Here is an 18,943-nt window from a genome sequence, read left to right as displayed (position 1 = left end):
AGGATCCACGGGTGTGACCGGCGCAACCGGTGTGGGAATAACGGGAGCAACAGGGTCAACAGGCGTGACAGGAGTAACTGGTTTCGGGGTAACAGGTGCAACAGGAGAAACCGGATTAACGGGTGCGACCGGCGTAGGCATAACGGGGGCTACAGGATCCGCAGGATCCACGGGTGTGACCGGAGCGACAGGTGTAGGCATAACTGGAGCCACAGGAACTGCGGGTGTGACGGGCGTAACGGGTGTAGGCGTAACGGGAGCCACAGGATCCACGGGTGCGACTGGAGCAACAGGTGTAGGTGTAACGGGAGCCACAGGATCCACGGGTGTGACCGGAGCAACAGGTGTAGGTGTAACGGGTGCCACTGGTGTAGGAACTACTGGGGCGACTGGCGCAACAGGAATCACAGGTGTGACAGGTACTTCAGTCACTGAAACATCAGCGTATGCCGAGAACACCAATGGAACGATTCTTGTTCTCTTGGGTGGGACAGCAGTACCTCTTCCTTCTAATCAAAATATAGGAACAGGGATAACAGTCAGCGGTGGAAATGAGACGTTTACACTAGCCACAGCAGGCCGCTATTATATCAGTTACAAAATTAATCTCACGGCTGCCCTTGCTGTTCAGACACGTATAGTACTCAACGGGACTGCCATTCCAGCTAGTATAATTTCCCCATTACTCTCTCTGAGCCAGCTAGGAACTGACTTTATAGTTACAGTTGCAGCCGGATCAACAATTCAGCTTCAACTATTCGGGCTTGCTGCAACAGCGGTTCTGTCACCACCAGGTGCTACGCTGAATATTATTCGCTTAAGCTAATTTTTGTAACTGTGTAATAGTTGCAGGCAATTTTAAAATGAAAAAAAGAGGCGAACCTGCGAAGGTTCGTCTCTTTTCAATCCGATTGATTATGATCCCGAACTTACAGAACAATCTCAACCGCTGTATTTAATTCTGGCAGAGCCGTGAGTTGAACAAGTACATCTTTTGGAACTTCTTTATCAACAGTAAGGATCATGATGGCTGCACCACCGATAATTTTACGTCCTACTTGCATGGATGCGATATTAACGTCGTTTTGACCAAGCAAGGTTCCCACACGTCCGATAATTCCCGGTTTATCGTTGTGGGAAATGAGGATTTGATGACTTTCTGGAGCGATATCTACTGGGAATTTATCCAGACGCACGATCCGCTCACCGTAACCTGCAAGGAGCGTACCTGCAACGCGGCGTTCCTCAGCTTCTTGTGTTGTCACCAGAGTAACGGTGATCAAGTTGGTGAATCCTTTTGTCGTAGACGTTTGGCTAACTACAACGTTCAGATCTCTTGTTTTAGCCAAATGCATGGAGTTAACGATATTCGCTTCTCCGCCCAGATGTCTAGCAAGGATGCCTTTGACAATATAACGAGTTAATGGTGAAGTATCGACCTCAGACAGATCACCCGCATAATCGATTCGGATTTCTTGAACGGCATTTTGAGTAATTTGAGCTGCAAAACTACCCAATGTTTCGCCCAGTTTAAAGTAAGGCTGCAATTTGTTCATAACCGTAGGAGCTACCGCAGGCATGTTCACTGCATTTTTGAACGGCTCATTACGCAAAATATGAAGCACTTGTTCCGATACATCAATCGCAACATTTTCTTGTGCCTCTACTGTGGATGCACCTAAATGTGGTGTAACGATGATGCTAGGATGATTGAGGAAAGGATGATCTGCTGCTGGTGGTTCGCTTTCGAACACGTCAAAGGCTGCACCGGCAACGATACCTTCATCAATAGCTTCCACGAGTGCCATCTCATCAACAACCCCACCGCGGGCACAGTTTACAATGCGCATACCTTTTTTCATGACTTCAAATTGAGGGCGCGAAATCATATGACGAGTCTCAGGTGTTAACGGCGTGTGTACGGTCATAAAGTCTGCATTGCGAATGATATCATCAACGCTTGCTAGCTTAACTTGCAGCTTCTCTGCACGCTCTTGTGTAAGGAATGGATCATAAGCAAGAATATCCATACCGAATGCTTTTGCACGCTTGGCTACCTCACTACCGATCCGGCCCATACCAAGGACACCCAAAGTTTTATTCCGTAATTCCACACCTAAGAAAGTTTTGCGATCCCATGTACCTTGAATTGTTTTGGCATAAGCTTGAGGAATATGACGTGCGAGCGCCATCATCATTGCAAAGGTATGCTCACATGTCGTAATTGTATTACCGTCAGGTGCATTAATTACAATAATACCGCGTTGTGTAGCAGCTTCCAGATCAATGTTATCTACACCCACGCCCGCACGGCCAATTACTTTAAGGTTGGTACCAGCAGTCATAATACGATCGGTAACACGTGTCTGGCTTCGAACGAGTAGGGCATCATATTCCCCAATAATGGCAACAAGCTCATCTTCACTAAGACCGGTTTTCTTTTCAACAACTACATCATTTGCTTCCACCAATTGCTGAATCCCCAGATCACTAATCGGATCCGACACTAACACTTTGTACATGGTTTCTTCCTCCTTAGGTATGTGTATCTTTATCGTCAAGGCTGCTCCTCATCGTAGAGGAATTCCTTAAAACCATTTGAATCCTTCCCTCCAACAACGCGGTGTCGCAACAAAGGGAGAGGATGTAACAATAGGGTGATTTCCACGTCAATATTCCCAAAATAATCAAAAAACTCTCAATCCACATACTGCTTGCGCAATAAGGGACGAGAGTTGTCGTGGTACCACCCTAATTCACCGCCGTTTCGCAACGACAGTCTTAGCGGTCAATGAAGACCGAAGAGGATAACGGCTCTAAACCGATTGCACCTACTCTACTTTTCAATGCAATAACTCAGGAACGCTCAAGATCATTTGCCAGCCACCGATTCTCACCAACCATCGGCTCTCTGAAAGACGAAGCAACATCTTTTTTCCATCATCGTGTTTAACGTGACTAATTTTTTCATAATGTATCATGGCTAACATGACCGTGTCAATAGGCTAAAATGTTTTACTTTGAAAGTATCGAAACAGTTTGCTTAATCAGGAGAATCCGAACTATCTTTTATAAATATGGCGATTTACAGCAGAAATTCAGTGTGTTTACTAACTGTTTTACGAAATAAGTTTTCAAAATTCGTTTTTGTGCTTATATCAGTCTAGGGGGTTCCTAAACCGGGACTTGGGGCAGGTCTTGAACCAATTTGTTTTTTTGGCTATCATTTAGTGTACGATCCTATTGGATCGCCGTTTTTTATCCATCAAATTTATGTTAAGAGGATAGACACAGTCAATGAAAAAACCAAAGTTTCCCAAGTTCAAGATTCAGAAGGCTGAACCCCAACAGCTTACCGAGCGCTTACTTCTGATCAATTTATACTTTACACAAGGTTTGACTTTAATTATTGGAGTTGTGTGGATTTTATTACAGAAGAGAAATTTGTTCGAAGTGCTTGCATTACCTGATACTCTTCATTTTATCTGGTGGGGACTTGGTCTTGCAGGGGCCATGCTTGTAATGGATCTGATTTTGTCCTATGTCATTCCTCAGGAAAGCATGGATGATGGCGGTATTAATGATATGCTGTTCAGAAATCGACCCATTTGGCACATTGTATGTATTGCAGCTGTTGTAGCGATATGTGAAGAACTGTTATTCCGTGGAGCTATACAGCATGTAATCGGTCCGTACTGGACAAGTATTTTATTTGCAGTGATCCACATACGTTACTTACGGCATTGGATTCCAACAGGGTGGGTGTTTGTTTCGAGCTATGGTTTGGGTTGGATATACTTGCAATCCGGCACATTGTGGGCGCCTATACTATGTCACTTTTTAATTGATTTGGTGTCCGGATTAGCGATACGTTTTCGGAGGGGATCATGAACCAGCAATTGAGTAGAATGAAAACATACGGAAGTCAGCGTCATCGAAACTTGGAGCAAAAAGAGAAATCCGAGCCTATTCTGACGCCAGAATTGAACATTTTTGTTGAGGCGGCTGTAACTGTTGATCAGGGGGAGCAGCACCGATTACCGCGATCTCTTTACCTAGATCCAAACGCAAACCCTTGTCAGCATCACTGGAGAGTCCGGTACTTCCAAGCCGTGCTCCAGCACGTTCCAAAGCATCACAGAAGCAGAATGGAGAAGAAAGCGTATCGGAAGCAGGTTCACTTCCTACACGTACAGAGCTTCATCCTTCTCGCCGTTTGCGACTAAGCAAACGTTTTGTAAATTCGCTTATTTTTTTATTCGTCCTTCTCACGGCTAGTTTAGTGTGGTGGGGAGTAAAAGGAGCGCCACCTCTGCATACGTTCTTACCTTGGCTGGGGTAGTCGCTTTATCCTCATATGAATAAAAGAAAAGAAAACAGCCTAGCGTTAATTAGGCTGTTTTTTTGTATTATTTTATCGAATTTTCAGTTCAATCGAGCGAGGATCTACGAAGGAGTAGCCTTTTTCTTTAAGTTTAATGAGTAGCCCATCTAAAGCTTCGGCAGTCCAAGGCAACTCATGCATTAATATGTTGCTTCCAGGGTTCAGTTGATCTAACACATTTTGGATCACTTTATCCGGTTGATCCTTGGTGCTTTTATCCCAATCCAGCGATCCGTTAGACCAGGTCATGTACAGCATCTCATTTTTATCGACAACTGCTTTGAGAGCATCATTTCCAGACCCGAAGGGCGGACGGAAAAATTGAGGTGTTACACCAATCGTATCTTTAACGATGTCTTGAACGTCTTCTACCTGTTTCGCTGCATCAGCATTGGACATTTTTTTCAGATCTTCATGATCCCATGCATGATTACCTATAATTTGACCTCGTTCATGGATGAGTTTAAGTAGATCAGGATTGTTTTTGACTCGATAACCATTAACGAAGAAAATTGCTTTTGCATTATGTTTATCCAGTGTGTCGATTAATTGATTAATCATGCCTTCTTCTTTGGGGCCATCGTCAAATGTCAACAAGACCACCTTTTTCTCTACTGATTCGTCATTGGGCTTAATAAAATAATTTTCATTCATATGATACATTTTTGGGATCTCTTCTTGTATTGATTCGATTTCGGCATTCTGCATAGTATCGGAATCTTCTTCACCGGAACTTTCCGAAGAAGAAGGCACCGATGGCGCAGGCTTATCAGTATTGTTAACTTGATCAGTATTCTCGGTTTCAATGGAGTTATTGGTCGGATTAACAGATGGACTAGGCGTATTATTTGCATTTTGAAGAACAGTTTCTGTTTCGTTGCCACAAGCTGTCAGAAGCAAGCAGATGGCGATTAAGCATGTCGCAGTTCGTCTAAACATCAGTAACAACTCACTTTCCTGTATTTATGCGGAATGAGATGCTGTCATCCAGCAAACAATAGTTATGATTTTAACATTTAGAGGAGGTTGGTGGAATGAAGGGTTCATCCTTTTTCTGGGGACTCGTCGTTGGCGTTGCTGCTAGCTCATGGATTGCCAGAGGCAAAGTACCCATGCTGTCTTCTGGTTCGTCACGTAACATGATGGATCAGGCTAAGCATAAAATGATGGAAATGACATTTCCGGGCATGGACGGATTCAGTGTTAAACCTAATGCACATAGCGACAACCATAAGAGTTCGTTGAAGAAAGAAGCAAGAGTGGTTACACCTCAAGAAAAAGAAGAAAATATGAGCATGCTTAAGGATTTTATTCGTTCAAATCCAGAAGTTAAAAGCGAAGTTGAGCAGATTTTGAGTCAAACACACACAACTGTACCGGGTTTATAAACCAAAACTTCTGTTTAGAATCAACCGCAGACTATATTTGCTGTGGGTTGATTCTTTTTTTTGTCGATTTTACTTCGTGCATTTACAGGTATAAAATGATAACATAACTACATAGATTTATTTTCAGCACATATTGTTTTGTGCTTCATAATCTGTTATAAGACTTGCTTATAAAGGGGAGATCCTGTATGAAAATAGAACGATTAAGTCACGATAAGATACGGATTTTCCTGACCTTTGACGATCTGAGCGAGCGCGGAATACAAAAAGAAGATATGTGGCAGGAAATACCTAAAGTTCATGAACTGTTCACTGAAATGATGGATCAGGCTTATTCCGAACTTGGATTTGATGCCACTGGTCCACTTGCTGTCGAAGTATTCGCACTTCCCGCTCAAGGCATGGTTGTCATTGTTACCCGTGGGAAATATGATCCGCAACAATATGGCTCAGGCAACGAGGATGATCTTCCTGAGGAAGTATATGAGATGGAAGTTACGCTTGAACAGAGCGATACGATCGTTTACGCCTTCAAAGATTTCGAGGTGCTCATTGAAGCAGCGCATATGCTGCGTCAACATGTTACTAATGCCGGAACACTGTATTCATATAAAGACAAATGGTTCCTGCACTTGGAGCCCGATGATGTTGATTCAACCAAACATGCTGCATTGATTGCATTGCTTGCTGAATTTGGTGAGGGATCATCCGTAACACCGGCAGTGATGGAAGAGTACGGGAAAGTGATCATTCCTGAACAAGCCATTGAAGTTATCTGCACACATTTCAAACGTCAAGATTAAGTTCATCATTGTAATCGCGTCTTAGTCAGAGGAGGGAATTTTCGGTGCTTTTGTTCTCGGTATTAGCGGCAGCAGTAGCTCCGGGTCTCGCCTTGTTAACATATTTTTATCTGAAAGACCGTTACGACTCTGAGCCACTTCACATGGTACTAAGAGTGTTTGTGATGGGTGTGCTGATGGTGTTGCCTATCATGATCATTCAACGTGGGATGATGATCTGGCTCGGAGACAATCCTTATCTTGAATCCATCCTGATCTCTGGTGGTGTCGAAGAATTTATCAAATGGTTTGTGATTTATCACATCATTTATAACCACACCGAGTTTGATGAACCTTATGATGGGATATTGTATTCAGTAGCGGTATCGCTCGGATTTGCAACGGTTGAGAATGTGTTGTATGCCTTTGCGGGGAATGCCTCAGTCTCAGCGATGTTTCTCCGTGCACTGCTCCCAGTTTCCGGTCATGCGATGTTCGCAGTGATCATGGGATATTACATGGGTCGAGCTAAGTTTACCGATGGTAAGAAAAAGCGTTGGTATCTAATGTTATCCTTGATCTTACCTTTTTTCTGGCATGCGCTCTACGATGTGATTATGAATACAATGGTTAATCACTGGTTATGGTTTATTGCTCCACTTATGGCGGGATTGTGGTATGGTGCAATCGGCAAAATTACACGAGCCAATAATCGTTCTCCATTTCGTTTTGTGAAGCGAGAGGAAGAGATTAAATTATAGAAATACGGACACACTGGTGGACATGAAGCGCAAGCTGCGCACAATGCCTCCGGTGTGTTTTTTTGTTTTGAAGACAGAAATCTCCGGGGGAAACTAACAGAAACGGGGATTGAGCTTACGATGCGGATCAAAATTAAAATTAGATGCAAGCAGTGTGGAGAGCGTTTTACGTTAAGGGGAAAGAAGGAAAGAGGTCGAATTGAAACGGGTTTTAAGCAATGTTTGTGTGACAATCGGGATCAATTCGAGATAGAAGAAGAGGGCAGAGCTTCATTGGTGCAACTGAATTAAGTAAGTATGTTCTCTCAGTTATATTACTGTACTGGAAATTCGATGCATAAGAGGTCTTTCTTCGATCCACAATATAGATAGTGGTTCAGAAGAAAGGAGACTTCCGATGTATAAACGTTTAAGTTCAGTCATGTTTCCGATCGTCGCAGTCCTGTTGATCGGTGCTCTCGTTTGGGGTTACCAAGAAAATCAAGAGAAAAATGCGATTTTAATTAAAGCGGAAAATCAATACCAACGTGCATTTCACGATCTATCTTTCCATATGGATAAGTTGCATTCCGAAATTGGTAACACACTAGCTGTTCACACAAGCTCACTCGGAATGCATCGTAAAGGTCTGATGAACGTATGGCGACTTACGAGTGAGGCTCAAAATGAGATTAGTCAGCTGCCTTTGACGATGCTACCTTTCCATGAAACCGATGATTTTCTTTCGCGAATCTCTAACTTTGCGTATAAGGCGTCGATGCGAGATCTAACGAATGAACCATTGAGTGAAAAGGAACTGGGCAATCTGAAGCAGTTGTACCAGAATTCATCTGAGCTCACGAAGAATCTGAAAGATGTGCAGCAAAAGGTTCTATCGGATCGCCTGCGCTGGATGGATGCAGAAACGGCTATGGCCGCTCAGGGTAAAGTTAATGATAATACAATTGTGGATGGATTCAGATCCGTGAACCAAAAGGTTCAACAATACCCTGAATTGGACTGGGGACCGTCAGTTTCTAGTATGTATACCAAACGAACAGTGAAGAAGCTTGATGGAATTCCGATGACCAAAGAGCAGATTCAGCATAAAGCTGCCAAGTTCTCCAATAAATCAGCCAGTAACATCCAAGTGCAAGAAAATGGTAAAGGCACAGATTGGGAATCATTTACTGCGTCTGTCGCACAGGCTAATGACAGTAAACTCATGATGGATTTTACGCGCAATGGTGGATTGCTAATCTCGTATAGCGACACACGTCCGATTGGAACAAAAAAGGTTTCACGTAAAGAGGTTATGACTAAAGCGGAACATTTTTTGGCTGATAAAGGCTATAAAGACATGAAAGCTGTCAATTACGATGAGTATGGGAATTTGGCTAACTTGACCTATGTACGTAAACAAGGGGATACCTTGATTTATCCTGAGAAAATTTCAGTTCGTGCTGGTCTGGACACAGGCGAAGTAACAGGCTTTCAAGCAAGTGACTTTGTCAACGAACATAAAGATCAACGCAACATTCCCAAGGCACGCCTTACAGCTGAACAAGCACGGAAGAAATTGAATCCTGATTTTGAAGAAAATTATGCCCGTAAATCATTGATTGAGAATGAATTCAGTAAGGAAGTGCTATGTTACGAATTCGGTGGACGGATCAACGGAACCAGATATCGAATCTATATTAATGCGGACACAGGCACAGAGGAAGCTGTTGAGGAAATTAAACCGGTGAATGCTACTTCATAGCAGATTGAAGTTAGAATGAATCAAATCTTGGAACCAAAAGAAAGAACAGATCCTAAGGGGTCTGTTCTTTTATTTTGTTATTCACTATGATAAAGGTCATGGTATAATGGTCCTTGTACATATGAAGACAAAACATAAAGTGACGGTGAGTAGTCGTGTATCCCAAAGTAAATGAAATCTTATTCATTCAAATAGCCTCAGCAGATGAAAAAGAAGCGATCAAAGAATACAAATCCCGTATTGCTGATGTAGAAGATAACAGTTTCCTGATTGAAGTTCCGATGCAGCAAGGAAGCAGTCGATTGAAAAGGCTCTTCTTTGGTGAGGAATTATCAATTTATTATATTACTGAGGATGGCGTTCGGCATTATTTTAATACGTATGTTACTGGATTTGAAGAAGATGTCGTTCGACTTGTGCGTATCCGCAAACCTTTACCTGATGAAATTTCCAAAATCCAGCGCCGAAGCTTCTTACGTGTTCACGCAAATCTTGAATTAGCCATTCAAGCTGAGGATCTGACGAGAGTAGTAGCGCTGACTGAGGATATTGGTGGTGGGGATTATCCATCTACGGTGAACCTAACTTCTCGCTGGTTGAAGGCCAAAAGTTGAATTGTTGGTTACTCGTTCCCTATCGCAACTCTACAATTGAACATGTTGCTTTTGAGGCGGAAGTCGTGCGAATCAAAGAATTAGAGACAGGCAGACATCTCTGTATGCTGAAGTTTGTGCAAATCACGGATTCTGAGCGGCAGAAGATCATTAAATTTTGTTTCGAGCGACAACTCGATTACCGTACCAAATAAATATGTGTAATGTTGGATAAATAGGGATTGCCGTGGGTAATGTAATGGAAAAACAGTGGAGTGTGTTATGGATAACCGCCGGAATTCCCTAAGATTCGAACGGCTCTATTACGTGTGGTCTCAGCGTATGGAAAAAAGATTTCTCAAACTGATTGCGGTACTTTGTTTACTGCTGATCATATATCAATTGCTTCTACAATTCCCTTATTTGAGAAATAAAATGACGATAATCGACCACATGGAAGGAACGCCGATTCAGAACCAAATCTCGACATGGCAACAAAATCATTGATTTGCCTGTTTTTGCATCCCTCTTTATAGTGTGGTATAATTTTCACGATGCAGGCAATGCCTGTTTTTTTATTGAGGCTTAACGTTTGAGGAGGAATGCCCCGTTGGCAAGCCAGAACACATCAGAGAACGGGAAAATGAACGTCGCAATTGACGGTCCTGCCGGTGCCGGGAAAAGCACGGTGGCTCGTTTAGTTGCAGAGGCGCTCGCGTACATTTACGTTGACACTGGCGCGATGTACCGTGCGGTAACTCTTCACATGATTCGGAAGGAAATTAAACCGGAGCATGTTGCAGAGGTGCTTCAGGAAGCCCAGAAGCTGGTCATTGAATTACAACCGGATCCCGACGGACAGAAAGTGTTCTGTAATGGGGAGGAAGTAACCTCGGAAATCCGCTCCCGTGAAGTAACGGGAATCGTGTCACGATATGCGCAAATCGAGGGGCTGCGTACACAATTAGTGGATACTCAGCGGCAAATGGCTTTGCGCAAGGGCGTCGTTATGGATGGACGCGATATCGGAACGACAGTACTGCCCGATGCGGAAGTGAAAATCTTCATGACTGCCAGTGTGGAAGAGCGTGCACTTCGCCGCTACAAAGAGCTGGATCCCTCTGAAGGACTGACGTTGGAGCAACTGGAGCGAGACATTGCCACCCGTGACAAATTGGATGAAGAGAGGGAAATTTCCCCACTTCGGTGTGCAGAGGACGCCACTGTTCTTGACACAACTGAGATGAGCATCCATGAAGTGGTTGACAAAATCGTATCTTATTGCACAATGGTCAGAGGAGAGATCGGTCTATGATTTACACATTTTGCAGCACTTTACTGCGGATCATTTACACCATTCTTTTCCGTCTTGAAGCAGTTGGTCGGGAGAATATCCCGCAAGAAGGCGGCGTACTTTTATGTTCCAATCATATTAGTAACTTTGATCCACCAACAGTGGGAATCAAAATTCGTCGTCAGGTTCGTTTCATGGCCAAAAGCGAATTGTTCGATATTCCCGTCTTCGGCCGTATTATTAAGGCTGTAGGAGCCTTTCCCGTTAAGCGGGGAGGCGTAAGCAAGGAATCCATCAAAACCTCGCTCAATATTTTGCGTGATGGTGAAGTTCTGGGGATTTTTCCTTCGGGAAGTCGCCACAATGATGGTGGAATTGGTAAAAAAGGTGCAGCGAGCTTTGCTCTTCGGAGTGGTGCTACTGTGATCCCTACTGCTATTATCGGTAACTACAAGCTTTTTCGTAAGATGAAAGTGGTGTATGGCGCACCTGTGAATTTGGACGAGTTCAAAGAAGATCCATCGGGTGATGCACTCGAAAGAGCAACTGAGAAAATTATGTCCAAAATCAACGAAATGGTGAATACAGGCGTACCAAGTAAATAAGGTTATGACCTGAATTGCTGGGTGTATGTTTCCATTTTACATGTGGGAAGCTATAGAAGCGCCTGGTACTGAAAGTGTTTTGAACTCTGCTATAGGCAGGTTTGAATATAATGGGGTTTTTGAATTGAGGAGGGTATTTGACATGTCGGAAGAAATTAAAAATCAAGAAGCAACCCAAGATGAGTTGGATCAATTCGTTTCCTTGAAAAAGGGAGATACCGTAAAAGGAACCATCGTCAAATTGGAAGATAACCAAGCTTATGTAAGCATTGGATATAAATATGACGGTGTTATTCCAATTCGTGAATTGTCCTCTTTGCATGTAGACAGCGCGTCTGATGCAGTTGAAGTTGGGCAAGAAGTTGAGGCAAAAGTCCTCACTATTGACGACGAGAAAGAAAAACTCGTTCTGTCTAAGCGTGCAATCGACAGCGAAAACGCTTGGGAACAATTGCAAAAGCATTTTGAAGACCAAGACGTATTCGAAGTTGTTGTAGCTGATGTAGTTAAAGGCGGTTTGGTTGCAGACGTTGGCGTGCGTGGATTCATTCCAGCATCCATGGTTGAGCGCCATTTCGTTGAAGACTTCAGCGACTACAAAGGCCGCACACTGCGTGTTAAAGTGAAAGAGATCGACCGTGAGAACAATAAAGTGATCCTTTCCCAAAAAGACGTATTGGAGCAAGAATTCGAAGCAAACAAAGCTGAGGTTATGGCTGGATTGCAAGAAGGTCAAGTTATCGAAGGTACAGTTCAACGTTTGACACAATTTGGTGCATTTGTTGATGTAGGTGGAGTTGATGGCTTGGTTCACGTATCCGAGCTAGCTTGGACTCACGTAGACAAACCTTCCGATGTTCTGTCCGAAGGTGACAAAGTTAACGTGAAAGTGCTCAAAGTTGACCCTGAAAAAGGTAAAATCAGCCTAAGCATGAAAGCTGTTCAACCAGGTCCTTGGGAAACAGCTGGCGACCAATTCAATGCTAGCGATATCGTAACAGGTGTTGTAAAACGCCTTGTTGACTTCGGTGCATTCGTTGAAATCGCTCCTGGCGTTGAGGGACTTGTGCATATCTCACAAATCTCCCACAAACACATCGGCACTCCACATGAAGTGTTGAAAGAAGGACAAGAAGTTCAAGTTAAAATCTTGGACATGAACCCTGCTGAACAACGTGTTAGCTTGAGCATCAAGGAAACAGAAGAAGCTCCAGCACAAGAACCTAAAGCAGAAAGACCTGCTAGAAACAACGCTCCACGTGAAGAAATCAACAATCCTAACGTTTCCCTGAGCAATCAAGGTATGAGCACTACGCTTGGCGAACTGTTTGGTGACAAACTCAGCAAATTCAAATAAGTTATCTGTGCATGGTTCTAAGTTATATACTGCATATTTTGCTGAACAATAAAAGCAAGATCGGCGAGCCCAAGGCGGGTTCGCCGATTGTTGTTATTACGAGAATATCGGTACGAAAGGTTAGCCAAGACAGGTGTTTTTTGCTATGATGAGTATCGTAAAGTATGGACAGGAGGAGTGGAATGTATGGCAAGACCCGTTGTGGCAATTGTCGGACGACCGAACGTGGGTAAATCCACTATATTTAATCGGGTTATCGGCGACAGACTGGCCATTGTGGAAGACAAGCCGGGCATTACCCGTGACCGGATTTACGGAATCGGTGAATGGAACGGTAAAGCTTTCAGTATTATTGATACAGGTGGTATCGAGATTGACGGCGAGGACGTCATTATGAAATCCATCCGCATGCAGGCGGAACTTGCGATTGAAGAAGCGGATGTTATTGTATTTATGTGTGATGCCAAGGCGGGGATTACGCAGTCTGACGAAGAAGTTGCAGAGATGCTATACCGCTCAGGTAAACCAATCGTTGTAGCCGTGAACAAAGTGGATAACATTGGGCGCAGTGAATTGATTTATGAGTTTTATGGCTTCGGTTTTGGCGATCCAATTGGGGTATCCGGTAGTCACGGTACCGGTATTGGCGATCTGCTTGACGCGATCGTGGAGAAATTACCGGAACTTGAAGAAGAGACGTATGATGATGATGTTATTCGTGTAGCACTGATCGGACGTCCGAATGTAGGTAAATCCTCCCTTGTGAATGCGATTCTGGGCGAGGAACGGGTTATTGTTAGTGATGTTGCGGGAACTACGCGTGATGCCATTGATACCCCGTTTGAAAAGGATGGTCAGCGTTATGTATTAATCGATACAGCAGGTATGCGCAAACGTGGTAAAGTGTACGAAACGACCGAGAAGTATAGCGTTATGCGAGCGATGCGTGCCATTGAACGTGCCGATGTTGTATTGATCGTCATTAATGGTGAAGAGGGCATTATTGAACAAGACAAGCATATTGCAGGTTATGCATTTGAAGCAGGTAAAGCTTCGCTGTTTGTTGTGAATAAATGGGATGTTGTCGACAAGACAGACAAGACGATGAATGAATTTGAGAAAAAAATTCGGGATCATTTCTTGTTTATGACGTACGCTCCCGTGGTCTTTTTGTCAGCCAAAACAAAACAACGCTTACAAAAATTGCTACCGGTTGTTCAGCATGTGGCTCAGCAGCATGCATTGCGTATTCAGACGCATCTTCTTAATGATGTGGTGTCTGATGCTGTTGCAATCAATCCACCACCAACGGATAAAGGTCGCAGAATGAGAATTAACTATGTAACACAGGTAGCGGTTAAACCGCCAACAATGGTTATTTTCGTAAACGACCCAGAGTTGATGCACTTCTCATATGAGCGGTACCTGGAGAACAAAATCCGTGGTGCGTTTGACTTTGAAGGTACGCCAATTCGCATATTTACTCGGAAGAAGTCCGACGAAAGTTAGGGGAGAAGTTTGTGATTTTACAAATCGCAGCGATTGTACTGAGTTATCTACTCGGTTCAATCAGCTTTAGTGTCCTCCTTGCCAAGGCGATTCGGGGATCGATATCCGTCAACACGGCAGCGGTAACGCTGGAGCTACGAATACATTGCGTATTCTTGGGAAAGGGCCAGCTATTCTGGTTCTGCTCCTTGATGTGCTCAAAGGGATTGCTGCAGTATGGATCGGAGTGTGGCTTAGCGGCGGTTCGGAATGGATTCCAGCGATCTGTGGTATAGCAGCTATTGCGGGGCATAACTGGCCACTATACTTCCGTTTCCGTGGAGGAAAAGGAATTGCAACGGCAATTGGTGTACTTGTGACGCTCTCTCTTGTTCCTGCATTGTGCGCCGGAGTTGTCGCAATCCTGTCCATCGTATTGACACGGTATGTTTCATTGGGATCATTGATCTTTGTTGCATTGACACCTATCTTTATTCTTGTTTTACCCGGATATTCAATGACTATCTTCTGGGGAGTCTGATTATTTGTCTGTTTGCATTCTGGAGACATCGTACCAATATTGCGAAGCTCGCCAAAGGACAGGAAAATAAATTGGGATCGAAAAACCCTGGAGGGGGAAAACGTGTTGTCTAAAAAAGTTGCTGTACTGGTTGCGGGCAGTTGGGGAACTGCTCTTGCTAGTGTGCTCGCTGCGAATCAGTTGGATGTAATGATGTGGACACGTGGGGAAGAACAGGCTGCTGAAATTAATGAGCAGCATACGAATGCTCGCTTTCTTCCTGGTGCTAAACTTTCTTCGCTGATTCGGGCAACGACAGATATGGGTGCTGCGGTTGAAGGGGCATCGGCAGTACTTATTGTTGCACCTTCTTCAGCAATGAGAGCGGTGGCACATCAACTTAAGGCTCACTACAAGCCGGACATGCTCGTTATTCATGCAACCAAAGGGTTTGAGACAGAAAGTTTGAAACGTATGTCAACCGTTATCGCCGAAGAACTGGAATGCGAAGAAGGGCAAGTCGTTGTCCTCTCTGGTCCGAGTCATGCGGAGGAAGTGGTTAAGCGTTGCCCGACAACAGTAGTTGTCGCATCATTAGACAAGACTGCTGCTGAGTCAGCCCAAGGATTGTTTATGAATGCCTATTTCCGGGTGTATACGAACCGAGATATGCTTGGTGTTGAATTGGCAGGAGCTTTCAAAAATATTATTGCACTAGGTGCGGGAATGTCCGATGGACTTCAGTTTGGTGATAATGCCAAAGCGGCATTATTAACACGTGGTCTTGCTGAAATTACACGCATCGGTGTGGAGATGGGTGCGAATCCACTCACGTTCTCTGGTTTGGCAGGGATCGGCGATCTGGTAGTTACAGCTACCAGTCAGCACAGTCGGAACTGGAGAGCAGGCTCTATGCTGGGTCAAGGTAAGAAATTAGACGATGTCTTGAACTCCATGGGCATGGTGGTTGAGGGAATTCGTACGACACAGGCTGCCTATTTTATTTCTCAAAAGTATAATGTGCAAATGCCAATTGCTGATCAATTGTATCATGTTCTTTTTCAGGAAAGGCTGCCACGAGATGCGGTTGAGGCGCTGATGGGACGAGATCCTAAAACTGAAATGGAAGTTATGAAGCTTGAAACATGGGAGCAATGGCACTCTTAATCGTTGTATCTTTTCAAACGCAGACTTGAAGCTTATTCACCTTTTCTCTGGTGCACTCATACTATACACATGAGTATTACCGGAGGAGGGGAGACGAATGGGTAACAATATTTCTAAGGATGCACTGAAAGCGATCAACAAAAAAACAGGCAAAACGATTACGGAAGGTGCGGTCAAGAAATTGGCTAGCACAGTGAAACCATCCACGATGCAGAATGAAGCTCAGTTGCGCCAATTGATTAAGCAGGTATCCGCCATGGCGAAAGTTCCGGTGTCTGAAGATACGGTTCAGGATATTGTAAGTGCGGTCAAGAAGAGCGGATTGAACCCAAACAGCATGGAATCACTTATGAAAATGATGATGAAAAAATAATTGATCATGCCTGCATAGGCTGTGGATGAATAAGATGAAAAAGTGAGCTGGCTTCTGCCAGCTTGCTTTTTGTCTTTTTATTGGAAAAAAACGTTGAATTTCATGTTATAATAAAACCAATTGTCACGGTGTCAGTGATGAATTAACGGACTGAAGGGGAGACTGTTGGATTATGAGCGCAATGGACAAGATGTGGCTGTCATTGGTTGCGATTCTGATTATGGGTTTATCTGTATTCCTGATTACATTTGCTCGTGCCAAAACGAAAGGTATTATACGCGGAGTATTGTCCCTTATTGCATTTCTGATTATGTTAATTGGCTTTTTCGGCGGAATTGCTTCTCTAACCTGAGCCTATCCAGAGCCTGAGGGATAACATCCGAATAAGCACATCATAAGAACTGACACAATGAACACGGATGAAAGAAGGTGAGCCCGGATGGAGCTGAATAAAATGGGGAACGAACAGCAGATTATCCGGAATTACATGCTGCTCTGCTAGAAACGGCGAAGGTCTGGAGCAATGAACCTTACACATGGCTGCTCGGCGGGAGTTGTGGGTTACTATTTCAGGAGGTAGAATTGCAACAAGCGCCAAGAGACATTGATATTTACGCGGATATTGCTGCGGCCAAAAGATTACATAGAACTGCACCTGGGACAGTTCTGGACGAACCGCAGGTTGATAAGACAGGGCCGTACGCTTCCTTACTTAGCCATTACCAGGTGGGAGAGTGTGCGTTGGAACTAGTCGGTGGTTTTGAGATCTGGGCAAGAAATAGCTGGTATCGGGTTGAAATCGATCGTTTACTTGCTAAGCATGCGCCTTGTATTCAGATTGGTTCATACTCAGTCCAATTAATGCCATTAGCTCATGAACTGTTATTTAACGTGTTGAGGGGACGCGTTGATCGGTATGAGGCAATCGCGAAGCAGATTCGAAAGCAACCAGATCAACATCAACCTCTAATGATGTTACTCAGCGAGCAAAATATGTGGACAAGTCGTTTTCATTCCGAGGTTAAAGATCTAGTAGGGTTCGATTGGTATTCTTAATAGATGGGAGGGAGCATATGGAGCAGCTCATTACATTTTTGCCTGATCGGAAGAGCATTCGATTGAAAGCAGGCGTAAACTTACTGAATGCCGCACGTCGTGCAGGCGTAAAAATAACGATACGATGTGATGGCAAGGCCGCTTGCCTGATGTGCAAGGTGAGAGTAGATGAAGCTGATGCTCATGCGTTGCACCCTCCGACCGATGCAGAAAAACGTAAACTGGGGCAGTTATTGGAACAAGGAACGAGACTGGCGTGTCAAGCCAAGGTTCGGGCTTCGTTGTCTGTACATGTGCCTGAAGATCCCCTCAAAGCCGCAATTCGCAAACAGCTGGAGCGTCAGCAACAGGAGGAAGATGACTGGTTCTAAAAATCTACTGTGGGAGCCAGCCATCTAACAATTTCGTTTAGTTAATTACGTTGTACTTCATGAGATCCAAGGAGGATACGGATGATCAAGAACACGTATAACACGCAGTGGAGTGGAAGAAAACAGCGAATCAGCGGTCTGCTGGTATTTTTATTATTTACTTTTGTGGGTAGTGGTTGCATGTATCAATCCCAAAGTGGTGCAGATCCCAAAGTCGCTTATCGGGAAAGTGTTAACCGAATACAGCTTGCAGTAGAAGCCTTTCAGAAAGATCAAGGGATATTGCCTATCCTGAATGCGGATGAAGCTACGCCCAAATTCGAAAAGTTCAGAGTTGATCTGGCTAAGTTGAAGCAGCAAGGATTCATTGATGAAATACCAGCAACGGCTTTTGAGAACGGTGGTAGCGCTTACTTCTTAATTCAGAACGAAGAGGTAGAGCCTACAATCAAAGTCATGGATCTGCAGACTGTGCAAAAGGTTAATGATGTGCAACGAATGGTTAATCAGTATAAATCCGTACATAATGGCAAGTTACCCATAGGAGATGAGTTATATCCTGGTCTGCATGTTGTAGATATGAAAGAAGCTGCTGTTGCTGGCGCACCTGAGGTTACGCTTAACAGTGTGTACTCGGGGCAAGAACTACCCTTTATAGTGGATGAGGCAGGTAACGTATATGTCGATTATGCTTTTGACATTATGCAGGCGGTGGAGAAATCAGAAAAATCGCCAACGGAAACAATGGACGTACGTGACTTTCTGTTGGAACACTCGTATTTTGTACCTGTAAAATCAGTCACTTATGCTTGGGAGAGCAATACTCCTGTAGCAAAAAGCAATTCATTATAATTTAAATGATATATGTTTTACTTAAAAGGAGAATTCCGTTCTAAGGAATATCTCCCTTTTTGGTATACGTTGATGGTATGACGTTGAGTCCCTTGACGGATGGCTTCTTCAATGTACTTGAACGCACCTTCATGAAATCTAAAAATTCAAAACGGCATAATTATCGCAGAGTGTTCATAAGGTAGACTGTAATAAAGACGCGCAGTCC

The 18,943-nt window shown here is 43.9% G+C and carries 18 protein-coding genes, 3 pseudogenes and 1 other annotated feature; of the genes and pseudogenes, 19 read left to right on the top strand and 2 right to left on the bottom strand.

Features of this window, described 5'->3' with window-relative positions:
• Window positions 1-10: 10 nt before the first annotated feature.
• Window positions 11-826: pseudogene (locus DMB88_RS18755) on the top strand (collagen-like protein); the annotation flags it as partial.
• 103 nt (window positions 827-929) lie between these two features.
• On the opposite strand, the gene serA reads toward DMB88_RS18755, so the two are convergent.
• Entirely contained in the window at window positions 930-2,522 is a 1,593-nt protein-coding gene (gene serA, locus DMB88_RS18750; RefSeq protein ID WP_128102574.1) for a phosphoglycerate dehydrogenase, read from the bottom strand.
• Between the two features lie 199 nt (window positions 2,523-2,721).
• Window positions 2,722-2,953: a binding site (T-box leader), on the bottom strand.
• Between the two features lie 344 nt (window positions 2,954-3,297).
• On the opposite strand from serA, the gene DMB88_RS18745 reads away from it, so the two are divergent.
• Both DMB88_RS18745 and DMB88_RS18740 read left to right on the top strand, forming a co-directional pair.
• Complete coding sequence (locus tag DMB88_RS18745) at window positions 3,298-3,891, top strand: type II CAAX endopeptidase family protein (RefSeq protein ID WP_128102573.1); 594 nt, start codon at window positions 3,298-3,300, stop codon at window positions 3,889-3,891.
• Entirely contained in the window at window positions 3,888-4,226 is a 339-nt protein-coding gene (locus DMB88_RS18740; protein ID WP_128102572.1) for a hypothetical protein, read from the top strand. The genes DMB88_RS18745 and DMB88_RS18740 overlap by 4 nt, the downstream gene beginning before the upstream one ends.
• A 188-nt stretch (window positions 4,227-4,414) precedes the next feature.
• Here DMB88_RS18740 and DMB88_RS18735 read toward each other — a convergent pair whose 3' ends face one another.
• The gene (locus DMB88_RS18735) at window positions 4,415-5,323 is read right to left on the bottom strand and encodes a polysaccharide deacetylase family protein (RefSeq protein WP_128102571.1); all 909 of its coding nucleotides are present in this window, start codon (window positions 5,321-5,323) and stop codon (window positions 4,415-4,417) included.
• Window positions 5,324-5,418: 95 nt separating this feature from the next.
• Between DMB88_RS18735 and DMB88_RS18730 the strand changes: the two genes are divergently transcribed.
• From DMB88_RS18730 to DMB88_RS18655, 16 genes and pseudogenes are all read left to right on the top strand, one after another.
• Window positions 5,419-5,772, top strand: coding sequence for a hypothetical protein (locus DMB88_RS18730; protein ID WP_128102570.1), 354 nt, complete (start codon window positions 5,419-5,421; stop codon window positions 5,770-5,772).
• A 188-nt stretch (window positions 5,773-5,960) separates the two neighbouring features.
• Window positions 5,961-6,575 carry a genetic competence negative regulator gene (locus DMB88_RS18725; RefSeq protein ID WP_128102569.1) on the top strand — a complete coding sequence of 205 codons (615 nt, stop codon included), beginning with the start codon at window positions 5,961-5,963 and terminating at the stop codon, window positions 6,573-6,575.
• A 44-nt stretch (window positions 6,576-6,619) separates the two neighbouring features.
• The gene (prsW, locus tag DMB88_RS18720) at window positions 6,620-7,315 is read left to right on the top strand and encodes a glutamic-type intramembrane protease PrsW (protein ID WP_128102568.1); all 696 of its coding nucleotides are present in this window, start codon (window positions 6,620-6,622) and stop codon (window positions 7,313-7,315) included.
• A 397-nt stretch (window positions 7,316-7,712) separates the two neighbouring features.
• Window positions 7,713-9,059, top strand: a complete 1,347-nt coding sequence (gene ypeB, locus DMB88_RS18715) for a germination protein YpeB (protein ID WP_128102567.1) — start codon at window positions 7,713-7,715, stop codon at window positions 9,057-9,059.
• 155 nt (window positions 9,060-9,214) lie between these two features.
• A pseudogene (locus DMB88_RS18710) lies at window positions 9,215-9,867 on the top strand (flagellar brake protein).
• 395 nt (window positions 9,868-10,262) lie between these two features.
• Window positions 10,263-10,967 carry a (d)CMP kinase gene (gene cmk / locus DMB88_RS18705; RefSeq protein ID WP_128102566.1) on the top strand — a complete coding sequence of 235 codons (705 nt, stop codon included), beginning with the start codon at window positions 10,263-10,265 and terminating at the stop codon, window positions 10,965-10,967.
• Window positions 10,964-11,551 (top strand): lysophospholipid acyltransferase family protein, encoded by a 588-nt coding sequence (locus DMB88_RS18700; RefSeq protein WP_128102565.1) that lies wholly within the window; start codon window positions 10,964-10,966, stop codon window positions 11,549-11,551. The genes cmk and DMB88_RS18700 overlap by 4 nt, the downstream gene beginning before the upstream one ends.
• Window positions 11,552-11,693: 142 nt before the next feature.
• Window positions 11,694-12,908, top strand: coding sequence for a 30S ribosomal protein S1 (rpsA, locus tag DMB88_RS18695; protein WP_128102564.1), 1,215 nt, complete (start codon window positions 11,694-11,696; stop codon window positions 12,906-12,908).
• Window positions 12,909-13,094: 186 nt separating this feature from the next.
• A complete protein-coding gene (der, locus tag DMB88_RS18690) occupies window positions 13,095-14,417 on the top strand; it encodes a ribosome biogenesis GTPase Der (RefSeq protein ID WP_128102563.1) in 1,323 nt (440 codons plus the stop codon).
• 11 nt (window positions 14,418-14,428) lie between these two features.
• Window positions 14,429-15,050, top strand: a pseudogene (gene plsY, locus DMB88_RS18685) (glycerol-3-phosphate 1-O-acyltransferase PlsY).
• A complete protein-coding gene (locus DMB88_RS18680) occupies window positions 15,043-16,083 on the top strand; it encodes an NAD(P)H-dependent glycerol-3-phosphate dehydrogenase (RefSeq protein ID WP_128102562.1) in 1,041 nt (346 codons plus the stop codon). Before plsY ends, DMB88_RS18680 begins: the two are co-directional and overlap by 8 nt.
• A gap of 97 nt (window positions 16,084-16,180) precedes the next feature.
• Window positions 16,181-16,456, top strand: a complete 276-nt coding sequence (locus DMB88_RS18675) for a stage VI sporulation protein F (RefSeq protein ID WP_056696692.1) — start codon at window positions 16,181-16,183, stop codon at window positions 16,454-16,456.
• Between the two features lie 172 nt (window positions 16,457-16,628).
• Window positions 16,629-16,808, top strand: coding sequence for a DUF2768 family protein (locus tag DMB88_RS18670; protein WP_056696694.1), 180 nt, complete (start codon window positions 16,629-16,631; stop codon window positions 16,806-16,808).
• A 230-nt stretch (window positions 16,809-17,038) separates the two neighbouring features.
• Window positions 17,039-17,512 (top strand): hypothetical protein, encoded by a 474-nt coding sequence (locus tag DMB88_RS18665; RefSeq protein WP_254438252.1) that lies wholly within the window; start codon window positions 17,039-17,041, stop codon window positions 17,510-17,512.
• A 17-nt stretch (window positions 17,513-17,529) separates the two neighbouring features.
• The gene (locus tag DMB88_RS18660) at window positions 17,530-17,883 is read left to right on the top strand and encodes a 2Fe-2S iron-sulfur cluster-binding protein (RefSeq protein WP_128102560.1); all 354 of its coding nucleotides are present in this window, start codon (window positions 17,530-17,532) and stop codon (window positions 17,881-17,883) included.
• A gap of 81 nt (window positions 17,884-17,964) precedes the next feature.
• Window positions 17,965-18,735 (top strand): hypothetical protein, encoded by a 771-nt coding sequence (locus tag DMB88_RS18655; RefSeq protein WP_128102559.1) that lies wholly within the window; start codon window positions 17,965-17,967, stop codon window positions 18,733-18,735.
• Window positions 18,736-18,943: the final 208 nt, after the last annotated feature.

It is taken from the genome of Paenibacillus sp. DCT19, from assembly GCF_003268635.1.
GTDB lineage: Bacteria > Bacillota > Bacilli > Paenibacillales > Paenibacillaceae > Paenibacillus.
Note: the sequence above shows the minus strand (reverse complement) of the source record. Positions and strands in the feature narration are given on the sequence as shown.

Coding starts and splice junctions, on each gene's coding strand:
- serA (WP_128102574.1), bottom strand. CDS start 2,522: ATGTACAAAGTGTTAGTGTCGGATCCGATTAGTGATCTGGGGATTCAG.
- DMB88_RS18745 (WP_128102573.1), top strand. CDS start 3,298: ATGAAAAAACCAAAGTTTCCCAAGTTCAAGATTCAGAAGGCTGAACCC.
- DMB88_RS18740 (WP_128102572.1), top strand. CDS start 3,888: ATGAACCAGCAATTGAGTAGAATGAAAACATACGGAAGTCAGCGTCAT.
- DMB88_RS18735 (WP_128102571.1), bottom strand. CDS start 5,323: ATGTTTAGACGAACTGCGACATGCTTAATCGCCATCTGCTTGCTTCTG.
- DMB88_RS18730 (WP_128102570.1), top strand. CDS start 5,419: ATGAAGGGTTCATCCTTTTTCTGGGGACTCGTCGTTGGCGTTGCTGCT.
- DMB88_RS18725 (WP_128102569.1), top strand. CDS start 5,961: ATGAAAATAGAACGATTAAGTCACGATAAGATACGGATTTTCCTGACC.
- ypeB (WP_128102567.1), top strand. CDS start 7,713: ATGTATAAACGTTTAAGTTCAGTCATGTTTCCGATCGTCGCAGTCCTG.
- DMB88_RS18700 (WP_128102565.1), top strand. CDS start 10,964: ATGATTTACACATTTTGCAGCACTTTACTGCGGATCATTTACACCATT.
- rpsA (WP_128102564.1), top strand. CDS start 11,694: ATGTCGGAAGAAATTAAAAATCAAGAAGCAACCCAAGATGAGTTGGAT.
- der (WP_128102563.1), top strand. CDS start 13,095: ATGGCAAGACCCGTTGTGGCAATTGTCGGACGACCGAACGTGGGTAAA.
- DMB88_RS18675 (WP_056696692.1), top strand. CDS start 16,181: ATGGGTAACAATATTTCTAAGGATGCACTGAAAGCGATCAACAAAAAA.
- DMB88_RS18670 (WP_056696694.1), top strand. CDS start 16,629: ATGAGCGCAATGGACAAGATGTGGCTGTCATTGGTTGCGATTCTGATT.
- DMB88_RS18660 (WP_128102560.1), top strand. CDS start 17,530: ATGGAGCAGCTCATTACATTTTTGCCTGATCGGAAGAGCATTCGATTG.
- DMB88_RS18655 (WP_128102559.1), top strand. CDS start 17,965: ATGATCAAGAACACGTATAACACGCAGTGGAGTGGAAGAAAACAGCGA.